The organism is uncultured Tateyamaria sp. (assembly GCF_947503385.1).
Taxonomy (GTDB): Bacteria; Pseudomonadota; Alphaproteobacteria; order Rhodobacterales; family Rhodobacteraceae; genus Tateyamaria.
The window spans coordinates 151,032-169,565 of sequence record NZ_CANNDO010000007.1; the positions used below are offsets into that span (position 1 = coordinate 151,032).

Genomic DNA, 18,534 nt, shown 5'->3' on the forward strand with positions numbered 1-18,534 from the left:
GATGTATAACTTTGGATTTGAAAAGCCGGGCACGGTGGCGGATGCGGTTGCGGCCCTTGGGGCCGAGGACGCGCAGGCGCTGGGGGGCGGTCAGACGCTGATCCCCACGCTGAAACAGCGCCTTGCGAGCCCCACCACATTGGTGAGCCTGACCGGCATCGCCGAGATGCGGGGCGTGTGCACCGGCGACGACGGCGCGCTGTGCGTGGGCGGTGCGACGACGCACGCGACCGTGGCGGCAGAGGCCGGAGCCTATCCGGCACTGGCGGCAACAGCGGCGCATATCGGGGACCCGGCAGTGCGCAACCGGGGCACCATTGGTGGCAGCCTTGCCAACAATGACCCATCGGCCTGCTATCCGGCGGCAGCACTTGCATCCGGTGCCACAATCGTAACCAACACGCGCGAGATTGCGGCGGACGACTATTTTCAGGGCATGTTCACCACTGCGCTGGACGAAGGTGAGATCATCACCGAGGTGCGCTTTCCCGTGCCGGAGGCCGCGCATTACGAAAAATTCGTGCAGCCCGCCTCGCGCTTTGCGCTGGTTGGGGTGTTCGTGGCCAAATACGCCGATGGCGTGCGGGTGGCGATCACCGGGGCCAGCAATGACGGTGTGTTCCGCTGGAGCGAAGCCGAAGCAGCGCTGTCGTCAAATTTCAGCGCAGATGCGCTTGACGGGCTGAGCCTGCCCAGTGACGACATGATCAGTGACCTGCATGGCACCGCCGCATATCGCGCCCATCTGTGTGGCGTGATGACAAAACGGGCGGTTGCACAGGCCAGCTAGGCCCGCAATCCCAATGATGCGCAAAGGCCCGCCGACGCGCCGGCGGGCCTTTGTGTTTCTGGCGCGTGATTTGATCGGGATCAGACTGGACCGGGGCCGACCGTGATAGGCTGACATCATCACGGAGGACAGAGCCCATGACAGATACGACAGACGCAACGCCTGTGCCCGGTTCCGTTGCCCCCGCAATGGCCCCGCTGTTGCTGGCCTGGCAAGCGGCGGGCCTTGGCCCGCTGGTCTGGCTTGCCCCCACAGTGGTCGAGCGGATGAGCGATATGGGCAGCGCATGGCTGACGTTTGTAGCCGACCGCGTACAGCAGGACGTGGCCCTGCAACACGGTCTGCTGCACGCACAATCCCCTGCGGATGTGCAGGCGCTGCAACTGGATTTCCTGCGCAAGGCGGTGGCGCAATACAGCGCCGAGACCGACAAGATGCTGGAGCTTGGCACGCACCTGTTTGACCCGGCCATCCCTGACACGGGCACGGGCACGAGCACGGATATCGACAACGTGAACGTCTAGCGGCGGCAGGGCGGGGGGCCAAGGGCGCAGCGTCGCGCTGCACCAAAAGGCAAGGGCGCTGCATCCGCAACGCCCTGTCATCGTCATTCCGCGCCTGCCTACTTTTGCGGCAGCGGGCCGATCATCATCACCATCTGGCGACCTTCCATCTTGGGGAAGTTCTCGATCTTGCCGATCTCCTTGGTGTCCTCGGCCACGCGTTCCAACAGCTCGCGCCCCAGGTTCTGGTGCGCCATCTCCCGTCCGCGGAACCGCAGCGTCACTTTCACCTTGTCGCCGTTCTCAAGGAACTTGAAGACATTGCGCATCTTGACGTCATAGTCGTTGGTGTCCGTGTTGGGACGGAACTTGACCTCTTTGACCTCAATGATCTTTTGCTTCTTGCGAGCCTCGGCTTCGCGCTTCTGGGTCTCGTACTTAAATTTGCCGAAATCCATGATCTTGCAGACCGGGGGCGTGGCATTGGGCGAAATTTCAACAAGGTCCAGCCCGGCTTCGTCTGCCATATCCATGGCGCGGGCAGGGGTCACGACCCCGACATTCTCGCCATCGGCGCCGATCAGGCGGATTTCAGGGGCACGGATCTTGTCGTTGACGCGCGGGCCGGTATCCCGTTGCGGCGGCGCGTTGTGTGGTCTGCGAGCGATGATGGTCGTCCTTTGGTCGTTTCGACAAATTGAGGCCAGAAAGTACCCATTGCCGCCGATCTCTTCAACCCCGCAAATCGGCTAACCTGCGCCCAAAACCCCGATTTTCCCCCTTGCACCTTGCGGTTGCCGGGCGCATCTGGAACTCAGACCCGGGGGCGCGCGTTTCTGCGCTTTGGGGACCGTACAAACGAGGACTGGGACATGAGAAACCTGATTTGGATTGCAGTTGCGGTGGTGATCGCCGGGGGGGCATACCTGCTTTACTCCGGGCAAACCCCACAAGAGGCCCTGAACGAAGCGGCAGAAGCCGTGAACGCGCCCGAGGCGCTGGACAGCGCCAGCGAGGCAGTGGGCGACGCGGTTGAGGCGACCGAAGGTGCCGTCGAAGGTGCGGTCGACGCCGCAACCGAGGCCGCCGATGCCGTCGCCGAAGAGGTGACCGAAGCAGCCGAAGCGGCCACCGACGCCGCCGAAGGCGCGGTGGATGCGACCGTTGAAGCAGCAGAAGGTGCCGCAGATGCGGCAAGCGAAGCGGCCTCAGACGCGGTGAACGCGGTTGAGGACGCAGCAGCCGGAGCGGTTGATGCCGCATCCGACACCGTGGACAGCGCCGTTGACGCCGTCACAGACACTGCAACCGAGGCAGCCGATGCCGCAACCGACGCCACAAACGAGGCCGTCGATGCCGCAACAGAGACTGCGACGGACGCAGCGGATGCAGCAGCAGATGCCACCGCAGATGCTGTAAACGCAGCAGAAAGCACCGCAGACGCAGCAGCCGACGCCACGGCTGACGCGGTTGATGCGGCGACGGACGCCACCGAAAATGCCGTGGACGCGGCAACCGACACCGCAGCAGATGCAGCCGACGCCACCGCCGACACCGCAACTGACGCAGCGGACGCAACAGCCGACGCGGCCACCGACGCCGCCGACGCCGCGACAGAGACTGCTGCCGAAGCGGTCGAAGGTGCCACAGACGCAACAGAAAGCGCCGCCGACGCCGTCGAAAGTGCGGCAGATGCGGCAACGGACGCGACCGAAGACGCCGCAGTCGGTGCAACGGACGCGACCGAAACGACAGCCGCCGACGCTGTGGACGACGCAGCGGAGGCCGCGACCGAAGGCACCGAAGCTGCCGCAGATGCAGGCGAAAATGCCGGTATGGCAGACCTGCTGACCGCGGACGGGTTCGACTTTGACAAGGTGATCGAGATGATTGACGGCTCCGACATGGGGTCCCTGCAAAAGACCGCGCTCAAGGGCGGTCTGGAGCAAGCGCGCGACAATCCTGAAATGCTCCAAGGCATTCTGGACCAGGTCAAAAGCGCCATGGGTCTCTAAGGTCAAAACCTCACAACATCGCAAAAGGCCGCGCCACTTTGGCGCGGCCTTTTTTGTTGCTGGACGCCCGACCTGTCAGCGCGAAGTGAGCGTTCAGTGTCCGCAAGGATGCCCGCCCGCACAGCCCCGATGATTAAAGAATCGGTGCGCAGCTGGTGTCTTTTGAAATGGGCACCGTCTTGACGACGACGACATTGTTTGACCCGCACATCCAGCCACCACAGCACAGCGCACCCTGCGATCTTTCGGGCAAAGGATGCGCGTCAGATAAGGCCGCCACCAGCCTTGCCATAGCAGATTGTCGGGTGCGGCGGGTGACATCTGGATATCTCATGCGCGGACGGCACCGCTCACACCGCCCTTGCAATCATCCACCACGCCGAACGCAGCGAGGTGGCCACAGGGGCATCCGTCGCCGATCCAATCGGTGCCTATAGGGCGCGCTTCTAGTCGAGGAACGCCTTTTCCACCACGTAATGCGCCGGTTTCGAGTTCGCGCCTTCTTCCAGCCCATAGTCTTCGAACATGGCCTTGAGTTCGAGATTGAACGCAAGGTTGCCGCAAATCATCGCCCGGTCACTGTCCGGGTTCAGCGGGGCTACGCCCAAATCGGTAAAGGCCGCGCCCGACTTCATCAGGTCAGTGATGCGGCCCATCTTGGGGCTCTCTTCGCGGGTGGTGGTGGGGTAATATTTGATCTTTTTCCAGAACCCGTCGCCGATCAGTTCGTTCAGCAGCGCGTCAGTTTTGAGGCTCTCGATCAGGTCGCGGCCATAGGTCAGTTCACCCACTTCGCGGCAGGTGTGGGTGATGATGACCTCGTCATAATCCTCGTAGGTCTGCGGTTCACGCAGGAGGCTGGCAAAAGGCGCAAATCCGGTGCCAGTGGCAAAGAACCACAGCCGCTTGCCCGGCAACAGCGCATCATGGACCAGCGTGCCGACAGGCTTGGGGCGCAGGATGATCTGTTCGCCCGGCTGGATGTGTTGCAGCCGCGAGGTGAGCGGGCCGTCCTGCACCTTAATCGAGTAGAATTCCAACTCGTCATCCCATGACGGCGAGGCAATCGAATAGGCGCGCAACAGCGGCTTTTGTTTGCCCGTGTCGGGGTGCGGATCGCCCATCAGGCCGATCATCACAAATTCGCCCGACCGAAACCGCAGCGAAGCGGGGCGCGTGCAGCGAAAGCTGAACAGCCGGTCAGTGTAATGCTTGACCTCGGTCACCGTCTGGGCGTCGGGCAGGGTGGGGGTCGCCTTGACGGCGGTGGTCTCGTTCACGGGTGTTTGCTCGGTCATCGTGGCTGTCAACACAGGTTTACACCTGCGCCTCTTAATCTAGGAAGCGATTTTTGTCCCCGCGATAGGGCGGAATGCCGCGCGGGTCCTTGATCTGGGTCAGTGGGGCGGCGGTCAGTGGTTGGACGCACCACGCAGGCGGGCCTGATAATCATGCGCCTGCCAGTCGGCGCGGGCCTGCCATTCGCCTTCGGGCTGGCGCGCGGCGAGAGCCTGACTGATCTCGACCTCGTCAAAACCGGACCGCCGTGCCATGGCATACTGGTCGCTGATCACGTGCCCCTTTGCGCGCAACCGGCCCCGGTAGCCGCGCAGGCGCAACATCCGCGCGATGGTGAACCCGCGCCCGTCGGCAAAGCTGGGAAAATCCACGCGGATGATCTCGGCGCTGAGAGGGATGATGTCGGGGTCCGCGTCGCTGGGCACATCCAGTGCCACGGCATCATTGGCGCATTCGCCCAAAGGCGTATAGCCGCGATCCCAAGTGTCGCGGCCAAAGCCCTGATCTGTCACGAGAATTGTCATATTGTTGCTCCTGTTCGGATCATTTTGCCGTCGACAAAATGAATGCCGCATTCGTCCTTGTCCTGATCCCGCCAGCGCCCGGCGCGCGGGTCCTCGCCCGCGGCCACCGGCGAGGTGCAGGGGGCGCAGCCGATGCTGGGATAGCCGGCGGCCACAAGCGGGTGCCGGGGCAGGCGGTTTTCGGTCATGTATTCGGCGACATCATCGGGAGACCAGCGTGCCAGCGGGTTGACCTTGATCCGGCCCGTCGCGCCCTCCAATTCGAAAAACGCGAGCGTTGCGCGGCGCCCGGATTGATAGCGTTTGCGCCCGGTGATCCAGCCGCCATGCGACGCCAGCGCCCGCTGTAACGGGGCGGTCTTGCGCAGAGCGCAGCAGGCGTCGGTGTCCCGTGTGTGCAACGTGCCATCGGCGTCCCCTGCGTCGAGGTCGTCGGCGCGGATGATGCGGACATTGGTAAGGCGCAACCGTTCCGCCACCTCCTGCTGATAGACGAGCGTTTCGGCAAACAGCATCTCGGTGTCGATAAAAATCACCGGCACGTCACGCCGCACCATCGCCGCAAGATGCAAAAGCACCACCGATTCCGCCCCGAAACTGGACACCAGCGCAAGGTCCGGCACCGCGTAAAAGGCCGCGTTCAACACATCCCACGCCCCGTGATGGGTGAGACGCGCGTTGAGCGCGCCAACCCTTTCGGCGGGCGCAGGGTCGACCCGGTCGCCGTGAGTATTTTCCAAGAGAAGAAGCATGAACGCCTACTCTGCTGCGACCTTTGTCTCGGGATAGAGCGCGGCCTTGAACGGGGCCATGCCGGTGCGTTTGTACGTATCGATGAACGGCTCGTTTTCGTCTGTGCGCAGGTCCAGATAGGTGTCCACGATGCGCTCTACTGCGGGCACGATGTCGGCGGCGGAAAAGCCGGGACCGACGCGGTCGCCCACCTTGGCCGTTTCCGTGTGATCACCGCCCAGCGTGATCTGGTAGTTTTCGACGCCAGCGCGGTCGAGGCCAAGGATACCGATATGGCCCACATGGTGGTGACCGCAGGCGTTGATGCAGCCCGATATTTTGATCTTGAGCGGGCCGATCTCGTGTTCGCGCTTGAGATCGTCAAAGGCGGTCGCGATCTCTTGGGCGATGGGGATCGACCGGGCCGTGGCCAGCGCGCAGTAGTCCATGCCGGGGCAGGCGATGATGTCCGAGATCAGGCCAACATTGGCCGTGGCCAGACCTTCGACCCGCAGGGCGGAGTAGATCGAGGGCAGCGACGCCTTGTGCACATGGGGCAGGATCACGTTTTGCTCGTGGCTGATGCGAATTTCATCATAGCCATAGGTTTCGGCAAGTTCGGCAATCAGCCGCATCTGCGCGGCCGAAGCGTCACCGGGTGTTGCCCCGTGTTTCTTGAGGCTGATCGTGACAATGGCGTGGTCGGGGTCGCGGTGCGGGGTGACGTTGGTGTCGGTCCAGGCGCGAAATGCGGGGTAGTGCTGCAACGCGTCGGTATAGGGGCGCGTGTCGGCCTGCACAAAGGCGGGCGGGGCAAAATGACCCTCGATCTCGCGCAGCATGTGCTGGTCGACGCCGGTGAACGTCTTGCGCGTCTCGATGAACCGTTCCGCGACGAGACGGCGGATTTCGTCGATACCGTGTTCGTGCACGGTGATCTTGATCCGTGCCTTGTATTTATTGTCGCGCCGCCCGATCTGGTTCCAGACCGACACCACGGCCTCAAGATAAGGCAGCAGGTCCGCTTCGGGCAGGAAGTCATTGATAACTTTGCCGATCATGGGGGTTCGGCCCAGACCGCCGCCCACGATGATCTCGTAGCCGCGCTGTCCGTCACGCTCTACCATACGGATGCCGATGTCGTGCGCCTTGGTCACGGCGCGGTCATTGGGGGACCCGGTGATGGCGATCTTGAATTTGCGGGGCATGAACTGGAATTCGGGGTGATCCGTGGACCACTGGCGCAGCAGTTCCGCCACGGGGCGCGGGTCGGCAATCTCGTCCGCGGCGGCCCCGGCAAAGTGGTCCGCCGTCACGTTGCGGATCGTGTTGCCGGAGGTCTGGATGGCGTGCATCCCCACCTCTGCCAGCGCGTCCAGCATGTCGGGGACATCCCGAAGCTCGGGCCAGTTGTACTGGATGTTCTGGCGCGTGGTGAAGTGGCCATACCCCTTGTCCCAGCGTTCGGCGATCTCGGCCAGCTTGCGCATCTTGGCACCGTTCAGCGTGCCATAGGGAATGGCCACGCGCAGCATATAGGCGTGCAGTTGCAGGTAGAGGCCATTCATCAGGCGCAGGGGTTTGAATTCATCTTCGGTCAGGTTGCCGGCGATGCGGCGCTCGACCTGCGCGCGGAACTGGGCGTTGCGTTCGGCGAGAAAGGCGGTGTCGAACTCGGAATAGCTATACATCAGTGCAGCTCCACTTGCTTGCCATGGGCATAATTGCTGGGCCCGGTGGCGCGGAAGGTTTCGCGGAAATGGGTGGGTCTGGCTGTGCCGCCATCTGTGGCGACATCCATGAGGTACGCGCCCACGACCACATCCGTTTGCTGGCTCGCTTCGATCAGGCGCAGGTCGGCGTCGGCCTCGTCGGTAAGCATTTCGGCCTCGTCCAGACGGCGGGTCCAGCCGGTGGCGGTCTGGTAGATCACGTCGCCCTTGAGCAGGTCGTTGGCGGTGACGACTTTGGGAGTAAAGGCTTTGGGCATCACAGGGCCTCTTGGGCTTGGAGGGGCAGGTCGGTGAGAGCGGTCTGGGCCGCGCGCGGTGTCAGGCCGATAAAGGTCAGGGCCGGACCGCCAAGACCAGCTTGGGTCAGGGTCGGCTCCATCTCGGCCACGGTTGTCGCCAGAACCTGTTGGTCGGCGCGGCTTGCGTTTTCGATGAATGTCACGGGCGTGTCGGGGTCGATCCCGTGCATCATCAGCCGTCCCTGAATGAAACGGGCGGATTTCTTGCCCATGTAGATGGCGCTGACCTCGCCGGGCGCGGCGAGCGCCTTCCAATCGTGATCGGCAAAGCCTTTGGTGTCGTGCCCGGTCAGGAAGCGGACGGAGGCGTTGCGGCCCCGTTTCGTCAGCGACTGACCGATAGAGGCAACAGCGGCAGAGGCGGCGGTGATGCCCGGCACGATGTGCCAGTCGATGCCCGCAGACGTAACGGCGTCCAGTTCCTCGTCCAGACGGCCAAACACGGTGGCATCGCCGGATTTCAGGCGCACGACTTGGGCGCCGGTTGCGCCATGTTCCACCAGCAAGGCGTTGATGGTGTCCTGCGGCGTGGAGGGGCCAAACGCCTCCTTGCCCACGTCGATCATGGTGGCCTCGCGGCGGGCCAGTTCGAGGATTTCAGGCGAAATCAGGCGGTCATAGATGACCACATCGGCCTCATCCAGCGCCTTGCGCGCCTTGAGGGTCAGCAGTTCGGGATCACCGGGACCTGCGCCGACAAAGGCGATGTGACCCTTGCGGGTATCGCGCATCAGGTGGTCGGCAAGCAGGTCGTCGAGGGCAGGCTGAATGGCGTCCTCACCGGCGGCGAATGCCTTGGGACCCGCGTTGAAGTAATAGTCGCGCCAGAAATCGCGGCGGGCCCGGCCAAAGGGCAGGGCGTCGGCGGCCTTGCGGAAGGCCTTGCCGATGCGCGCCAGGGTACCAAGGGAGGTGGGCAGGCGTTCTTCGAGATCGGCCTTGATCGCGCGGGCGAGCACAGGGGCGGCCCCTTCGGTGCCGATGGCCACGGTGACGGGGTCGCGGTCGACGATGGCGGGGGTGATGAACTGACTGTCCGCGAGGTTGTCCACGATATTGACCAGCGCGCCGTCGGCATGGGCAATGGCGGCGGCGCGCTTGTCTTCGGCTGCGTCTTCGTCCGCGGCATAGAACAGCGCGGCGCACATTGCGTCGCCGGGTGCCATCGGGCGGGGGATCAATGTCAGCTTGCCCGCATCGGCCCATGCCTTGATCTGGTCATCGGCATGGGGCGCGAAGACGCTGATATGAGCCGTGGTCTTCATCAAAAGCCGCAGCTTGGCCAAAGCGGCATCGCCGCCGCCCGACAAAACGATGCGCCGTCCGCTGGTGTTCAGGAAGATGGGAAAATGGTTCATCGCGTGCCTCGATCCCGCAAAACTGACCCTCAATATAGGAAATTTTCCCGGTTTAACGCTAGACAGCTGCGCAGATAAGGATAAACGTTCTGCTTGAGTGCGGGGAGAGAACGCCTGTTTCCCGAAACGAAGGGGATTGGAATGTCTGTTCGGATAGACGATGTGGATCGGAAAATTCTGGCGGAGCTGCAACGCGACGCGAGCCAGTCACTGGACGATATCGCCCGTGCCGTGGGCTCTTCGAAGACGCCGGTGTGGAACCGGATCCGCAAGCTGCGCGAGGCCGGTGTGGTCGGACAGCAGACGGTTGTGCTGGATGCCGAGGCGCTGGGGTTCGAGGCCTGTTTCTTTGTGCTGATCCGCACGTCCGAACATGAGGCGGAGTGGCAGGCGCGCTTCCTTCAGGCGCTGCGGGACCGGGCAGAGGTGCAGGAGGCGCACCGGCTGGCAGGGGATATCGACTATATCCTGAAGGTGCGGGTGCGCAACGCGCGGGCTTATGACGCGTTTTATCAGGCGCTGATTTCCGAGGTGCGGGTACATAATGTGACAGCGCTTTTGTCGATGGAAGAGATCAAATCGACCACGATGCTCCCGCTGGGAACGTGATCCAAAGGCGCGCTACCGCGCATTTCAAATTCAGGCAGTGGTGAGGCGACGCTCTGTTGCGGGTGCGGCGCGGTTTGGCGTGTGGGTGGGACGCGTTTTGCTGAGATGTCGTTCAGGGCGCGATGCGTCCTGACCAGACCTGATCCAGCGTGATGTGACGCGCGCCCGCGTCAAGATCACGCCGCGCAACGCGCGGGGCCTGCGGCCATCTTGACCCGGTCGCGACTCACGGTGTGACGATCAGGTGATCCAGTTTGTGGAAATGGTAGCTGTCGGCGTAGCGCGGTGGCGCGGCGATGCGGAGCGTGGGGTGGGCCGCGAACAATGCGGGCAGGGCTATCTGCATCTCGAGCCGGGCCAATGGCGCGCCCACGCAGAAATGCAGACCACCGCCAAAGGCGAGATGCGCCAGGGCCTTGCGCGCGGGATCAAAGCGGTTCGGATCGGTATAGATGTCGGGATCGCGCCCCGCAGCCCCCAGCATCAGCGCAACCTCGTCCCCTTGGCGCAGGGTGATGTCGCCCAGCGTGACGTCTTCGTAGACATGGCGGGTGAACATGTGCAGAGGCGGGTCAAACCGCAGCAGCTCTTCGACCGTGCCTGCGATCTGATCGGGACCTAGGGCGTCCGTCTGGTTGTGTTCAATGAGGCATTTCACGGCGTTGCCCAGCGAATGCACTGTCGCCTCGTGCCCGGCGTTCAGGAGCAGGACACAGGTACCGATCATCTCGTCGTGGCTGAGGGTCTCGCCGCCGTCCTCTGCGGCGATCAGCCGGGTGATCAGGTCGTCGCGCGGGTCGTTTCGCCGCTCGTCAATGTAGCTGCGCAAGAAGGTGGCGAATTCGGCGGCGGCGGCATTGGCGGCGTCCTCGATGGCGCGGGTGCGGCCCGCCTGATACATCGCGACCATGGCTGCGGACCAGCGCAACAGGTCTGGTCCCATCGCCTCGGGCACGCCCAGCAGGCGGGCGATCACGCGGACGGGCACTTGCTGGCAATAGGCCGGGATCAGGTCGAACGGATCACGCGGCAGGGCACCGATCAGGTCCGCGCAGATGTCGTGAATATCACCTTCCAGTGCTGCGATCCGGCGGGACGTGAATGCATGGAGGATCAGGCGGCGCAGGCGGGTGTGACCGGGTGGCTCAAGCTCCAGCAGCGAATGCTGCTCAACCGCGTCAAAGGCTGTCAGGTGGTCCGGCACGCTGGCTGCATCCCGCCCCGGCACAGCGCGCCCCAGCCGCCTGTCGCGCAGCAGGGCATGGACCGTCGCGTGATCAAAGGCCGCGTGCATCCCGTATTCCTCCCACCAGAGCAGCGGGCCACGGGCACGTGCCGCATCATAGGCGGGGTAGGGATTCTGGACAAAATCGGGGTCGTGGGGGGACAGCTGCAACATATGTCTTCCCTTGCCGCCTCGCGATCCGCTTGGCAAGGCTTGGGTCGCCGCATACCCTGTGCGCCATGGGCGGAGGTGTTCTGAGACGGATCAGCGTTGTGCTGGGGTTTGTGCTGGTGGTCGCGGCGGCGGCTGCTGGCGTGTGGCGCTATGGCTATTTTCAGGCGTTGGACCAGATGGCGCGGCAGGGCGAGGCGGACCTCGCGCTGGCAAGCGACCGGCTGACGGGGCAATTGCAACGTTACCGCGAGCTTGCCGTGCTGGTGGCGGATCACCCGCAGGTGCAGGCAGCGCTGGCGGGTGGCAGCGGCAGCGGCGCGGAGCACCTGTTCCTCGATATCGCGGACAAGACGGCGGCGCAGGACATCCTGTTGACCACGCCCAATGGTGGCATCCTTGCGCAGGCGCGCAGCGGCGTGGCCCCGATCGACATCGGCCCGCTGGTGAGCCGCGCGGCACAGGGTGCGCTGGGGTGGGGCAACGGGCGCACCGGTCAGGGCACGCGCATCTTTGCCTTTGCTGCGCCGGTGTTTGACGCCCGGTCCGAGATTCGGGGGGCCATTGTGGTCACAGCGGATTTGGCGGGCATCGAGTGGGATTGGGTCGGATCGAACCCGGCGGTGTTCTTTACGGATGCAACCGACCGTGTGTTCATCACCAACCGCTCCGAGATCGTGTTCTGGCAGCGGCGCGAAGACGGGCCGGGGCTGGCCCCTGCGGACGGGACGCGGGTGCCATTTGACAGCTACCGGCTGGGGCGGCACGAGGTCTGGCAGATGGGCTGGGGGCCGTATCTGCCACAGAACGCGCTGCATCTGGTGCGCCCGCTGCCGGTGATTGGTATGACCGGCGAGGCGCTGGTGGACGTGGCCCCGGCGCGCCGTCTGGCGACGCTGCAAGCGGCGGCTGTGGCGGGGCTCTGTCTGGCTTTTGGCGCGCTGCTGTTTCTCGCAACCGAACGGCGGCGCACATTGGCGCAGGCCAACGCGCAGCTTGAGGCGCGGGTGGCGGAACGCACGGCGGCCCTGTCGGACACGAATGCGCGCCTCACCCGCGAGGCCGAAGAGCGCGAGGAGGCGCAGCGCGCGCTGGCGCAGGCGCAGGCCGACCTTGTCCAAGCGGGCAAGCTGAGCGCGCTGGGACAGATGAGCGCGGGCCTCAGCCATGAATTGAACCAGCCACTCATGGCGATCCAAAGCTATGCCGAGAACGGCGTGCAATTTCTGGGCCGGGGCAAAACCGACCGCGCGGGCGACAACCTGTCCCGCATCTCGGACCTTGCCCGTCGCATGGGCCGCATCATCAAGAACCTGCGCGCCTTTGCCCGGCAGGAAAGCGAACCGGTGGTGCGGGTGGATGTGGTGGCGGTGCTGGCCAGCGCGATTGAACTCACCATGCCCCGGATCCGGCAGGCGGAGGTGGCGCTGTACTACGATGCGCCCGGCACGCCGATATTTGTGCGCGGTGGCGAGGTGCGGCTGGGGCAGGTGTTCGTCAACCTCATCTCCAACGCCGTTGACGCCATGGCCGCGCAGGACACGCGGCACCTCAGCATCGCGATCCGTGCGGGCACGGGCATAACGGTCACCTTTCGCGACAGCGGACCGGGCATCGACAGTCCGGACAAGGTGTTCGACCCGTTTTATTCCACCAAGGACGTGGGCGAGACCGAGGGCATGGGGCTGGGCCTGTCCATTTCCTACGGGATCGTGCAGAGCTTTGGTGGCGAAATCAAAGGGCGCAATGCCAATGACGGTGGTGCGCTGTTCAGCGTCGAATTGCAGCGGTGGGACAGCATGGCGGAGGCGGCAGAGTGACCAATCGGGTGCTGTTGGTGGATGATGACGCCGCCGTGCGCGACGCGCTGTGCCAGACGCTGGAACTGGCGGATATGGAACCGGTGCCCGCGGGGTCCTTTGTGGTGGCCAAGGATCACATTGCGCGCGAGTTTGACGGGGTGATCCTGTCGGATATCCGAATGCCCGGGCGCGACGGGTTTTACCTGCTGGCCCATGCCCAAAAGGTCGACCCGGATTTGCCCGTGGTGCTGCTGACCGGCGAGGGCGACATTCCAATGGCGGTGCAGGCGATGCGCGACGGGGCCTTTGGGTTTCTGGAAAAACCCTGTGCGCCCAGTGACTTGATGGCCGTCCTTGAACGCGCTTTGAAAACCCGCGCACTGGTGCTTGAAAACCGGCGCCTGCGCGCGCTGGTGGAAAGCGGTGATCCGGCGGCGCGGATGCTTTTTGGCACCAGCGCGCTGGCCGATGGGCTGCGGGCGCGGGTGCGGCGCGTGGCCCCGCTCGAGACGGAGGTGCTGGTCACAGGTGCCCCCGGCACCGGCATTTCCAAAGTGGCAGAGGTTATTCACCTAAGTTCGCTCCGGTCCAAGGCGGCCTTTGTCAAACGCGCGGCCTCTGATCTGTCGCCCGAGGCGCTGGCCGACGCTATGGAAAGTGCCGCAGCAGGCAGTCTGTTCATTGACGAGATCACGCGATTGCCCGCCTCCAGCCAGCTGACATTGCTGGAAACGCTGGAAACCGGCAGCACTGCGCGCCTGATTGCGGGCAGCACCCGCGATCTGTCCGCCGCTGTGGAAGAGGGCGCGCTGAACGCCGATCTTTACTACCGGCTAGAGGTGATGCCTGTGCGCGTGCCCAGCGTGGGCGAGCGGCCCGAGGATATTCCGGTGCTCTTTCGCCACTATGTCGCGCAGGCGGCAGAACAGGCGGGGCTGACCGCGCCAGAGATTGCGCCGGACTATATGGCCGGCCTGATGGCGCAGGAATGGCCCGGCAATGCGCGGTCACTGATGAGTGCCGCCATGCGCTTTGTCCTTGGGATGCCAGAGGATGTCGCAGAGGCCACGGACCTCGGGCTGGCAGAGCAGTTGGCGCGCGTGGAACGGTCGCTGTTGATCGCGGCGCTCAGGCGGCAGAACGGACACGCCAGCGCCGCCGCCGAAGCGCTGCAACTGCCGCGCAAGACCTTTTACGACAAGCTCAAACGCTACGGGATTCGCGCCGAGGATTACCGGCGCTAACACTGTGCGGATTTCCACACAGTGGCGCGGGGTGGTGGGCGAAAATCCGCACGCAGGTTGCGTGGGTCGGGTGAAATAAGTCTCACAAGCCGTTGAATTCGAGATAAAAATGGCAAGTCCGTAAGGTCGCACAACTTCCGCTTTCCACCGGGAGGCCGCATTTGGTCTTCTCCTCTCATCGCACATGTCCAAATGGGCGCGTGATAATATTGCTCTGGGAGGAGACACCATGAAATTTTTGACCGCGGCCGCACTGGCCCTGACCGTAAGCGCTGGCGCTGTTGCCGCCGCATGTGATGATGGCGAGATCGTCATCAAGTTCAGCCATGTGACCAATACCGACAAGCACCCCAAAGGCATCGCCGCCACGCTGCTGCAAAACCGCGTGAACGAAGAGATGAACGGCAAGGCGTGCATGGAAGTGTTCCCGAACTCCACGCTTTACAACGACGACCAAGTGCTCGAGGCGCTGCTGCAAGGCGATGTCCAGCTGGCCGCACCGTCGCTGTCCAAGTTCGAACAGTTCACCAAGCAGTTCCGCATCTTTGACCTGCCGTTCATGTTCAAGGACATCAACGCCGTGGACGCCTTCCAAGCCTCCGAGACCGGTCAGGCGATGAAGGAAAGCATGACACGCCGCGGCCTGCTGGGTCTGGCCTTCTGGCACAACGGCATGAAGCAGATGTCGGCCAACGTGCCGCTGAATTCGCCCGCCGATGCCAATGGCCTCAAGTTCCGCGTGCAGAACTCCGACGTGCTCAAGGCACAGATGGCCGCCTTGGGTGGTTCGCCCCAGCCGATGGCCTTCAAAGAGGTCTATGGCGCGTTGCAAACCGGCGTTGTGGACGGGCAAGAGAACACATGGTCCAACATCTACGGCCAGAAGTTCTTTGAGGTGCAGGACGGCATCACCGAGACCAACCACGGCATCATCGACTACCTCGTGGTGACCGGCACCGACTTCTGGGACAGCCTCGACGATGATGTGCGTGACCAGTTGTCGACCATTCTGGCCGAAGTGACGCAGATGCGGAACGGCGAGTCGACCAAGGTGAACGAAGAGGCCAAGGCCGCGATCATCGCCGCAGGTGGCGAAGTCCGCAGCCTGACGCCCGAACAGCGCGAAGAGTGGGTTGCCGTGATGAAGCCCGTCTGGGACCAGTTCAAGGACGACGTGGGCCAGGAAAATATCGACGCGGCCCAAGCGATCAACGCCGCGGTGAACTAAGGCCACAGGCCTGAACAACGGCGCGCCCCGAGGATGCCCTCGGGGCGCGCCGATCCTGCACCTTCTCACAAACGAGGAAGACGTCATGTCCGGGGCATACGTACCCAAGGGGCCTGTGGGCCGCTTTGTCCATGAACTCGAAGAGACGATGATTGCCCTGCTGCTGGCGGGCATGACCATCGTGACCTTTATCAACGTGGTCCTGCGCTACGGGTTCAACACCGGCCTGATCTGGGGCCTCGAGATGGTGACGTTCCTGTTTTCATGGCTGATCCTGTTCGGCATTTCCTATGCCGTCAAAATCACTGCCAATCTTGGCGTGGACGCGGTCACGAACCTGTTTTCCCCGCCTGTGCGCCGGGTGCTGGCGCTGATCGCCGGGGCGATCTGCATCATTTACGCCTTTCTGCTGATGAAGGGGGCGTGGGACTACTGGGCGAATTTCGCCAACCTGCCGCAGACCACGGGGCGCTGGTTCCCCACCGGGTTCGAAGAGATGAAGCGCACCAGCTATCGGGGCTGGTACGAGGTTGTGGACATTCCCATGCCCGAGATGTTGCGGTGGATCGAACCCATCATGAATGAAGGCGAGGAATACGAGAAAATCCCGCGCTTCATTCCCTATTTCATTCTGCCTTTTGGCATGGCGTTGCTGCTGTTCCGTTTTGTGCAGGCCTTTGTCCGTGTGTGGACCGGCCAGAGCACCTCGCTGATTGTCAGCCACGAAGCCGAGGACGCCATCGAAGACGTCCGCCACATGAACGCCGGAGACTGATCCCATGGAAGTCGCAATCCTTTTCGCGCTCGTCATCGGGCTGATGCTGATCGGCGTGCCGATTGCCGTGTCCTTGGGCATTTCGTCGATCATCTTTCTGCTGGCGCTGAGCGACACGTCGCTGGCCTCTATTGCGCAGACGCTGTTTCAGGCGATGGCGGGGCATTACACGCTGCTGGCGATCCCGTTCTTCATCCTTGCTTCGACGTTTATGTCGACGGGCGGGGTGGCCAAGCGGATCATCCGGTTTTCAATCGCCATCGTGGGGCACTTTCCCGGCGGTCTGGCTATTGCGGGCGTGTTTGCCTGTATGCTCTTCGCCGCTCTCAGCGGCTCATCGCCCGCCACCGTGGTCGCCATCGGGTCCATCGTGATCGCGGGGATGCGGCAGGTGGGGTACACCAAGGACTTTGCCGCCGGTGTGATCGCCAATGCGGGCACGCTGGGCATCCTGATCCCACCCTCTATCGTGATGGTGGTCTATGCGGCTGCCACGGACGTGTCGGTGGGGCGCATGTTTCTGGCGGGTGTGATCCCGGGGCTCATGGCGGGCTCTATGCTGATGATCACCATCTACATCATGGCCAAGGTCAAGAACCTGCCCAAAGGCGAATGGATGGGCTGGGGCGAGGTCTGGCAATCGGGTCTGCACGCGAGCGGAGGCCTGTTCCTGATCGTCATCATTCTGGGTGGCATCTACGGCGGTATCTTTACGCCGACCGAGGCGGCGGCGGTGGCTGCGGTTTATGCCTTCCTGATTGCGGTTTTTGTCTATCGCGACATGGGGCCGCTGGCCACACCGGAAGGCGAGCGCAACCATTCTTTGTTCTCGAAACCGTGGGCCATTGTGACCGCCCTTGTGCACCGCGACACCAAGAATGCGCTCTTTGAGGCGGGCAAGCTGACAGTCACGCTGATGTTCATCATCGCCAATGCGTTGATCCTGAAACATGTTCTCACGGATGAGCAGATCCCGCAGCAGATTGCGGCGGCGATGCTGGATGCGGGTTTTGGCCCTGTCGTGTTCCTGATCATCGTGAACGTGATCCTGCTGATTGGCGGGCAGTTCATGGAGCCGTCGGGCCTGCTTGTGATCGTGGCGCCGCTGGTGTTCCCGATTGCGATTGAGCTGGGGATCGACCCCATTCACCTTGGCATCATCATGGTGGTGAACATGGAGATCGGGATGATCACGCCGCCTGTGGGCCTGAACCTGTTTGTGACCTCCGGCGTGGCCGGAATGCCGATGATGCGGGTTGTGCGGGCTGCATTGCCGTTTCTGGCCGTGCTCTTTGTGTTTTTGATCATGGTGACCTACATCCCGGCGATTTCCACCTGGTTGCCGACCCTGATGATGGGGCCGGAGACGATCATTCAGTGATCCACTGGACGCCTGCGGCGACGCGATTCATTTTTGGGAATGGGGGCCAGCCCCCAAACCCCCGGAGTATTTGGCAAAGAGAAGAAGTCAGGACGCGGCGAGGGCGTCGATAATCGGTTGGAAATCTGCCGCCGCAAGTGACGCCCCGCCCACCAGAGCGCCGTCCACATTGTCGGCGGTGAATATGTCGGCGGCGTTGTTCGGCTTGACCGAGCCGCCGTAAAGCAGGCGGATGGTCATAGCCTCGGGGCCAAAGCGACCGACCAATTCGTCGCGCAGCATGTCGTGCGTCTCGATGATCTGTTCGAGCGTCGGCACGCGACCGGTGCCGATGGCCCAGATCGGTTCGTATGCGATCACGGTATTGTCGCCAGTGGTGCCGTCCGGGGCCGAGGCGTGCAATTGATCCGCGATGATTTCCAGCGTGCTGTCGCCCATCCGCTCGTCTTCGCTTTCGCCGATGCAGAGGATGGCGGTGAGGCCCGCGGCCCAGGCCGCTTTGACCTTGGCGCGGACATCTGCATTGGTTTCGTGATGGTCTGTGCGGCGCTCCGAATGGCCGACGATGACCGCTTGCGCCCCTGTGGCAGCAATCATCGGGGCGGATACATCGCCCGTATGCGCGCCTGTTTCGGCGGCATGGCAGTCTTGACCGCCGATGCCGACAGGGCTGCCATCGGTGACGGAGACGGCATGTGCCAGCAGCGTGTGGGGCGGGCAGATCAGGATTTCGGGGCCTGTGTCGCTTTGCTGGCCTGCAAGCTGCGCCAACTCGCCCAGAAGGCTTGCGTCACCGTTCATCTTCCAGTTGCCTGCTGCCAGTTTGCGTCGCATGGATCTGCCCCT

General features: G+C 63.3%; 18 protein-coding genes. 9 read left to right on the plus strand and 9 right to left on the minus strand.

Translation table 11 applies throughout. The annotated features are described in order from the left end of the window. Nucleotide 1 precedes the first annotated feature (1 nt). A complete protein-coding gene (locus tag Q1A85_RS19140; protein WP_299693369.1) occupies nt 2-790 on the plus strand; it encodes a xanthine dehydrogenase family protein subunit M in 789 nt (262 codons plus the stop codon). A 137-nt stretch (nt 791-927) separates the two neighbouring features. Next, entirely contained in the window at nt 928-1,314 is a 387-nt protein-coding gene (locus tag Q1A85_RS19145) for a phasin family protein (RefSeq protein ID WP_299693372.1), read from the plus strand. A gap of 98 nt (nt 1,315-1,412) precedes the next feature. Here Q1A85_RS19145 and infC read toward each other — a convergent pair whose 3' ends face one another. Beyond that, nucleotides 1,413-1,961 carry a translation initiation factor IF-3 gene (gene infC, locus Q1A85_RS19150; protein WP_366140614.1) on the minus strand — a complete coding sequence of 183 codons (549 nt, stop codon included), beginning with the start codon at nt 1,959-1,961 and terminating at the stop codon, nt 1,413-1,415. Between the two features lie 204 nt (nt 1,962-2,165). Between infC and Q1A85_RS19155 the strand changes: the two genes are divergently transcribed. Then, nucleotides 2,166-3,308, plus strand: coding sequence for a hypothetical protein (locus Q1A85_RS19155; protein WP_299693375.1), 1,143 nt, complete (start codon nt 2,166-2,168; stop codon nt 3,306-3,308). 446 nt (nt 3,309-3,754) lie between these two features. Here Q1A85_RS19155 and Q1A85_RS19160 read toward each other — a convergent pair whose 3' ends face one another. The 6 genes from Q1A85_RS19160 to cysG all read right to left on the minus strand — a co-directional run bounded on the left by Q1A85_RS19160 (nt 3,755) and on the right by cysG (nt 9,253). After that, nucleotides 3,755-4,606: a ferredoxin--NADP reductase gene (locus Q1A85_RS19160; protein WP_299693377.1), complete on the minus strand. Its 852-nt coding sequence runs from the start codon at nt 4,604-4,606 to the stop codon at nt 3,755-3,757. A 114-nt stretch (nt 4,607-4,720) separates the two neighbouring features. Next, complete coding sequence (locus tag Q1A85_RS19165) at nt 4,721-5,131, minus strand: DUF934 domain-containing protein (RefSeq protein ID WP_299693379.1); 411 nt, start codon at nt 5,129-5,131, stop codon at nt 4,721-4,723. Continuing rightward, nucleotides 5,128-5,883 (minus strand): phosphoadenylyl-sulfate reductase, encoded by a 756-nt coding sequence (locus Q1A85_RS19170; RefSeq protein ID WP_299693381.1) that lies wholly within the window; start codon nt 5,881-5,883, stop codon nt 5,128-5,130. Before Q1A85_RS19170 ends, Q1A85_RS19165 begins: the two co-directional genes overlap by 4 nt. Nucleotides 5,884-5,889: 6 nt before the next feature. Continuing rightward, the gene (locus Q1A85_RS19175; RefSeq protein WP_299693384.1) at nt 5,890-7,554 is read right to left on the minus strand and encodes a nitrite/sulfite reductase; all 1,665 of its coding nucleotides are present in this window, start codon (nt 7,552-7,554) and stop codon (nt 5,890-5,892) included. After that, entirely contained in the window at nt 7,554-7,853 is a 300-nt protein-coding gene (locus Q1A85_RS19180) for a DUF2849 domain-containing protein (protein ID WP_299693387.1), read from the minus strand. Before Q1A85_RS19180 ends, Q1A85_RS19175 begins: the two co-directional genes overlap by 1 nt. After that, the gene (gene cysG / locus Q1A85_RS19185; RefSeq protein ID WP_299693389.1) at nt 7,853-9,253 is read right to left on the minus strand and encodes a siroheme synthase CysG; all 1,401 of its coding nucleotides are present in this window, start codon (nt 9,251-9,253) and stop codon (nt 7,853-7,855) included. Before cysG ends, Q1A85_RS19180 begins: the two co-directional genes overlap by 1 nt. Before the next feature lie 141 nt (nt 9,254-9,394). Here cysG and Q1A85_RS19190 point away from each other — a divergent pair, with 141 nt between their 5' ends. After that, complete coding sequence (locus tag Q1A85_RS19190; protein ID WP_299693392.1) at nt 9,395-9,862, plus strand: Lrp/AsnC family transcriptional regulator; 468 nt, start codon at nt 9,395-9,397, stop codon at nt 9,860-9,862. A gap of 226 nt (nt 9,863-10,088) precedes the next feature. Here Q1A85_RS19190 and Q1A85_RS19195 read toward each other — a convergent pair whose 3' ends face one another. Then, nucleotides 10,089-11,261 carry a cytochrome P450 gene (locus tag Q1A85_RS19195; protein WP_299693396.1) on the minus strand — a complete coding sequence of 391 codons (1,173 nt, stop codon included), beginning with the start codon at nt 11,259-11,261 and terminating at the stop codon, nt 10,089-10,091. A gap of 65 nt (nt 11,262-11,326) precedes the next feature. On the opposite strand from Q1A85_RS19195, the gene Q1A85_RS19200 reads away from it, so the two are divergent. From Q1A85_RS19200 to Q1A85_RS19220, 5 genes are all read left to right on the plus strand, one after another. Further along, a complete protein-coding gene (locus Q1A85_RS19200; protein ID WP_299693399.1) occupies nt 11,327-13,078 on the plus strand; it encodes an ATP-binding protein in 1,752 nt (583 codons plus the stop codon). Next, nucleotides 13,075-14,304: a sigma-54 dependent transcriptional regulator gene (locus tag Q1A85_RS19205; RefSeq protein ID WP_299693402.1), complete on the plus strand. Its 1,230-nt coding sequence runs from the start codon at nt 13,075-13,077 to the stop codon at nt 14,302-14,304. The genes Q1A85_RS19200 and Q1A85_RS19205 overlap by 4 nt, the downstream gene beginning before the upstream one ends. A 229-nt stretch (nt 14,305-14,533) precedes the next feature. Next, nucleotides 14,534-15,532, plus strand: a complete 999-nt coding sequence (locus tag Q1A85_RS19210) for a DctP family TRAP transporter solute-binding subunit (protein WP_299693405.1) — start codon at nt 14,534-14,536, stop codon at nt 15,530-15,532. Between the two features lie 85 nt (nt 15,533-15,617). Further along, nucleotides 15,618-16,307 (plus strand): TRAP transporter small permease, encoded by a 690-nt coding sequence (locus Q1A85_RS19215; RefSeq protein ID WP_299693408.1) that lies wholly within the window; start codon nt 15,618-15,620, stop codon nt 16,305-16,307. A 4-nt stretch (nt 16,308-16,311) separates the two neighbouring features. Beyond that, on the plus strand, nt 16,312-17,688 hold the full coding sequence (locus tag Q1A85_RS19220) for a TRAP transporter large permease (protein ID WP_299693411.1): 1,377 nt from the start codon (nt 16,312-16,314) through the stop codon (nt 17,686-17,688). Nucleotides 17,689-17,775: 87 nt separating this feature from the next. Here the strand turns inward: Q1A85_RS19220 and tpiA are convergent, their stop codons facing one another. Continuing rightward, a complete protein-coding gene (tpiA, locus tag Q1A85_RS19225) occupies nt 17,776-18,522 on the minus strand; it encodes a triose-phosphate isomerase (protein ID WP_299693414.1) in 747 nt (248 codons plus the stop codon). Nucleotides 18,523-18,534: the final 12 nt, after the last annotated feature.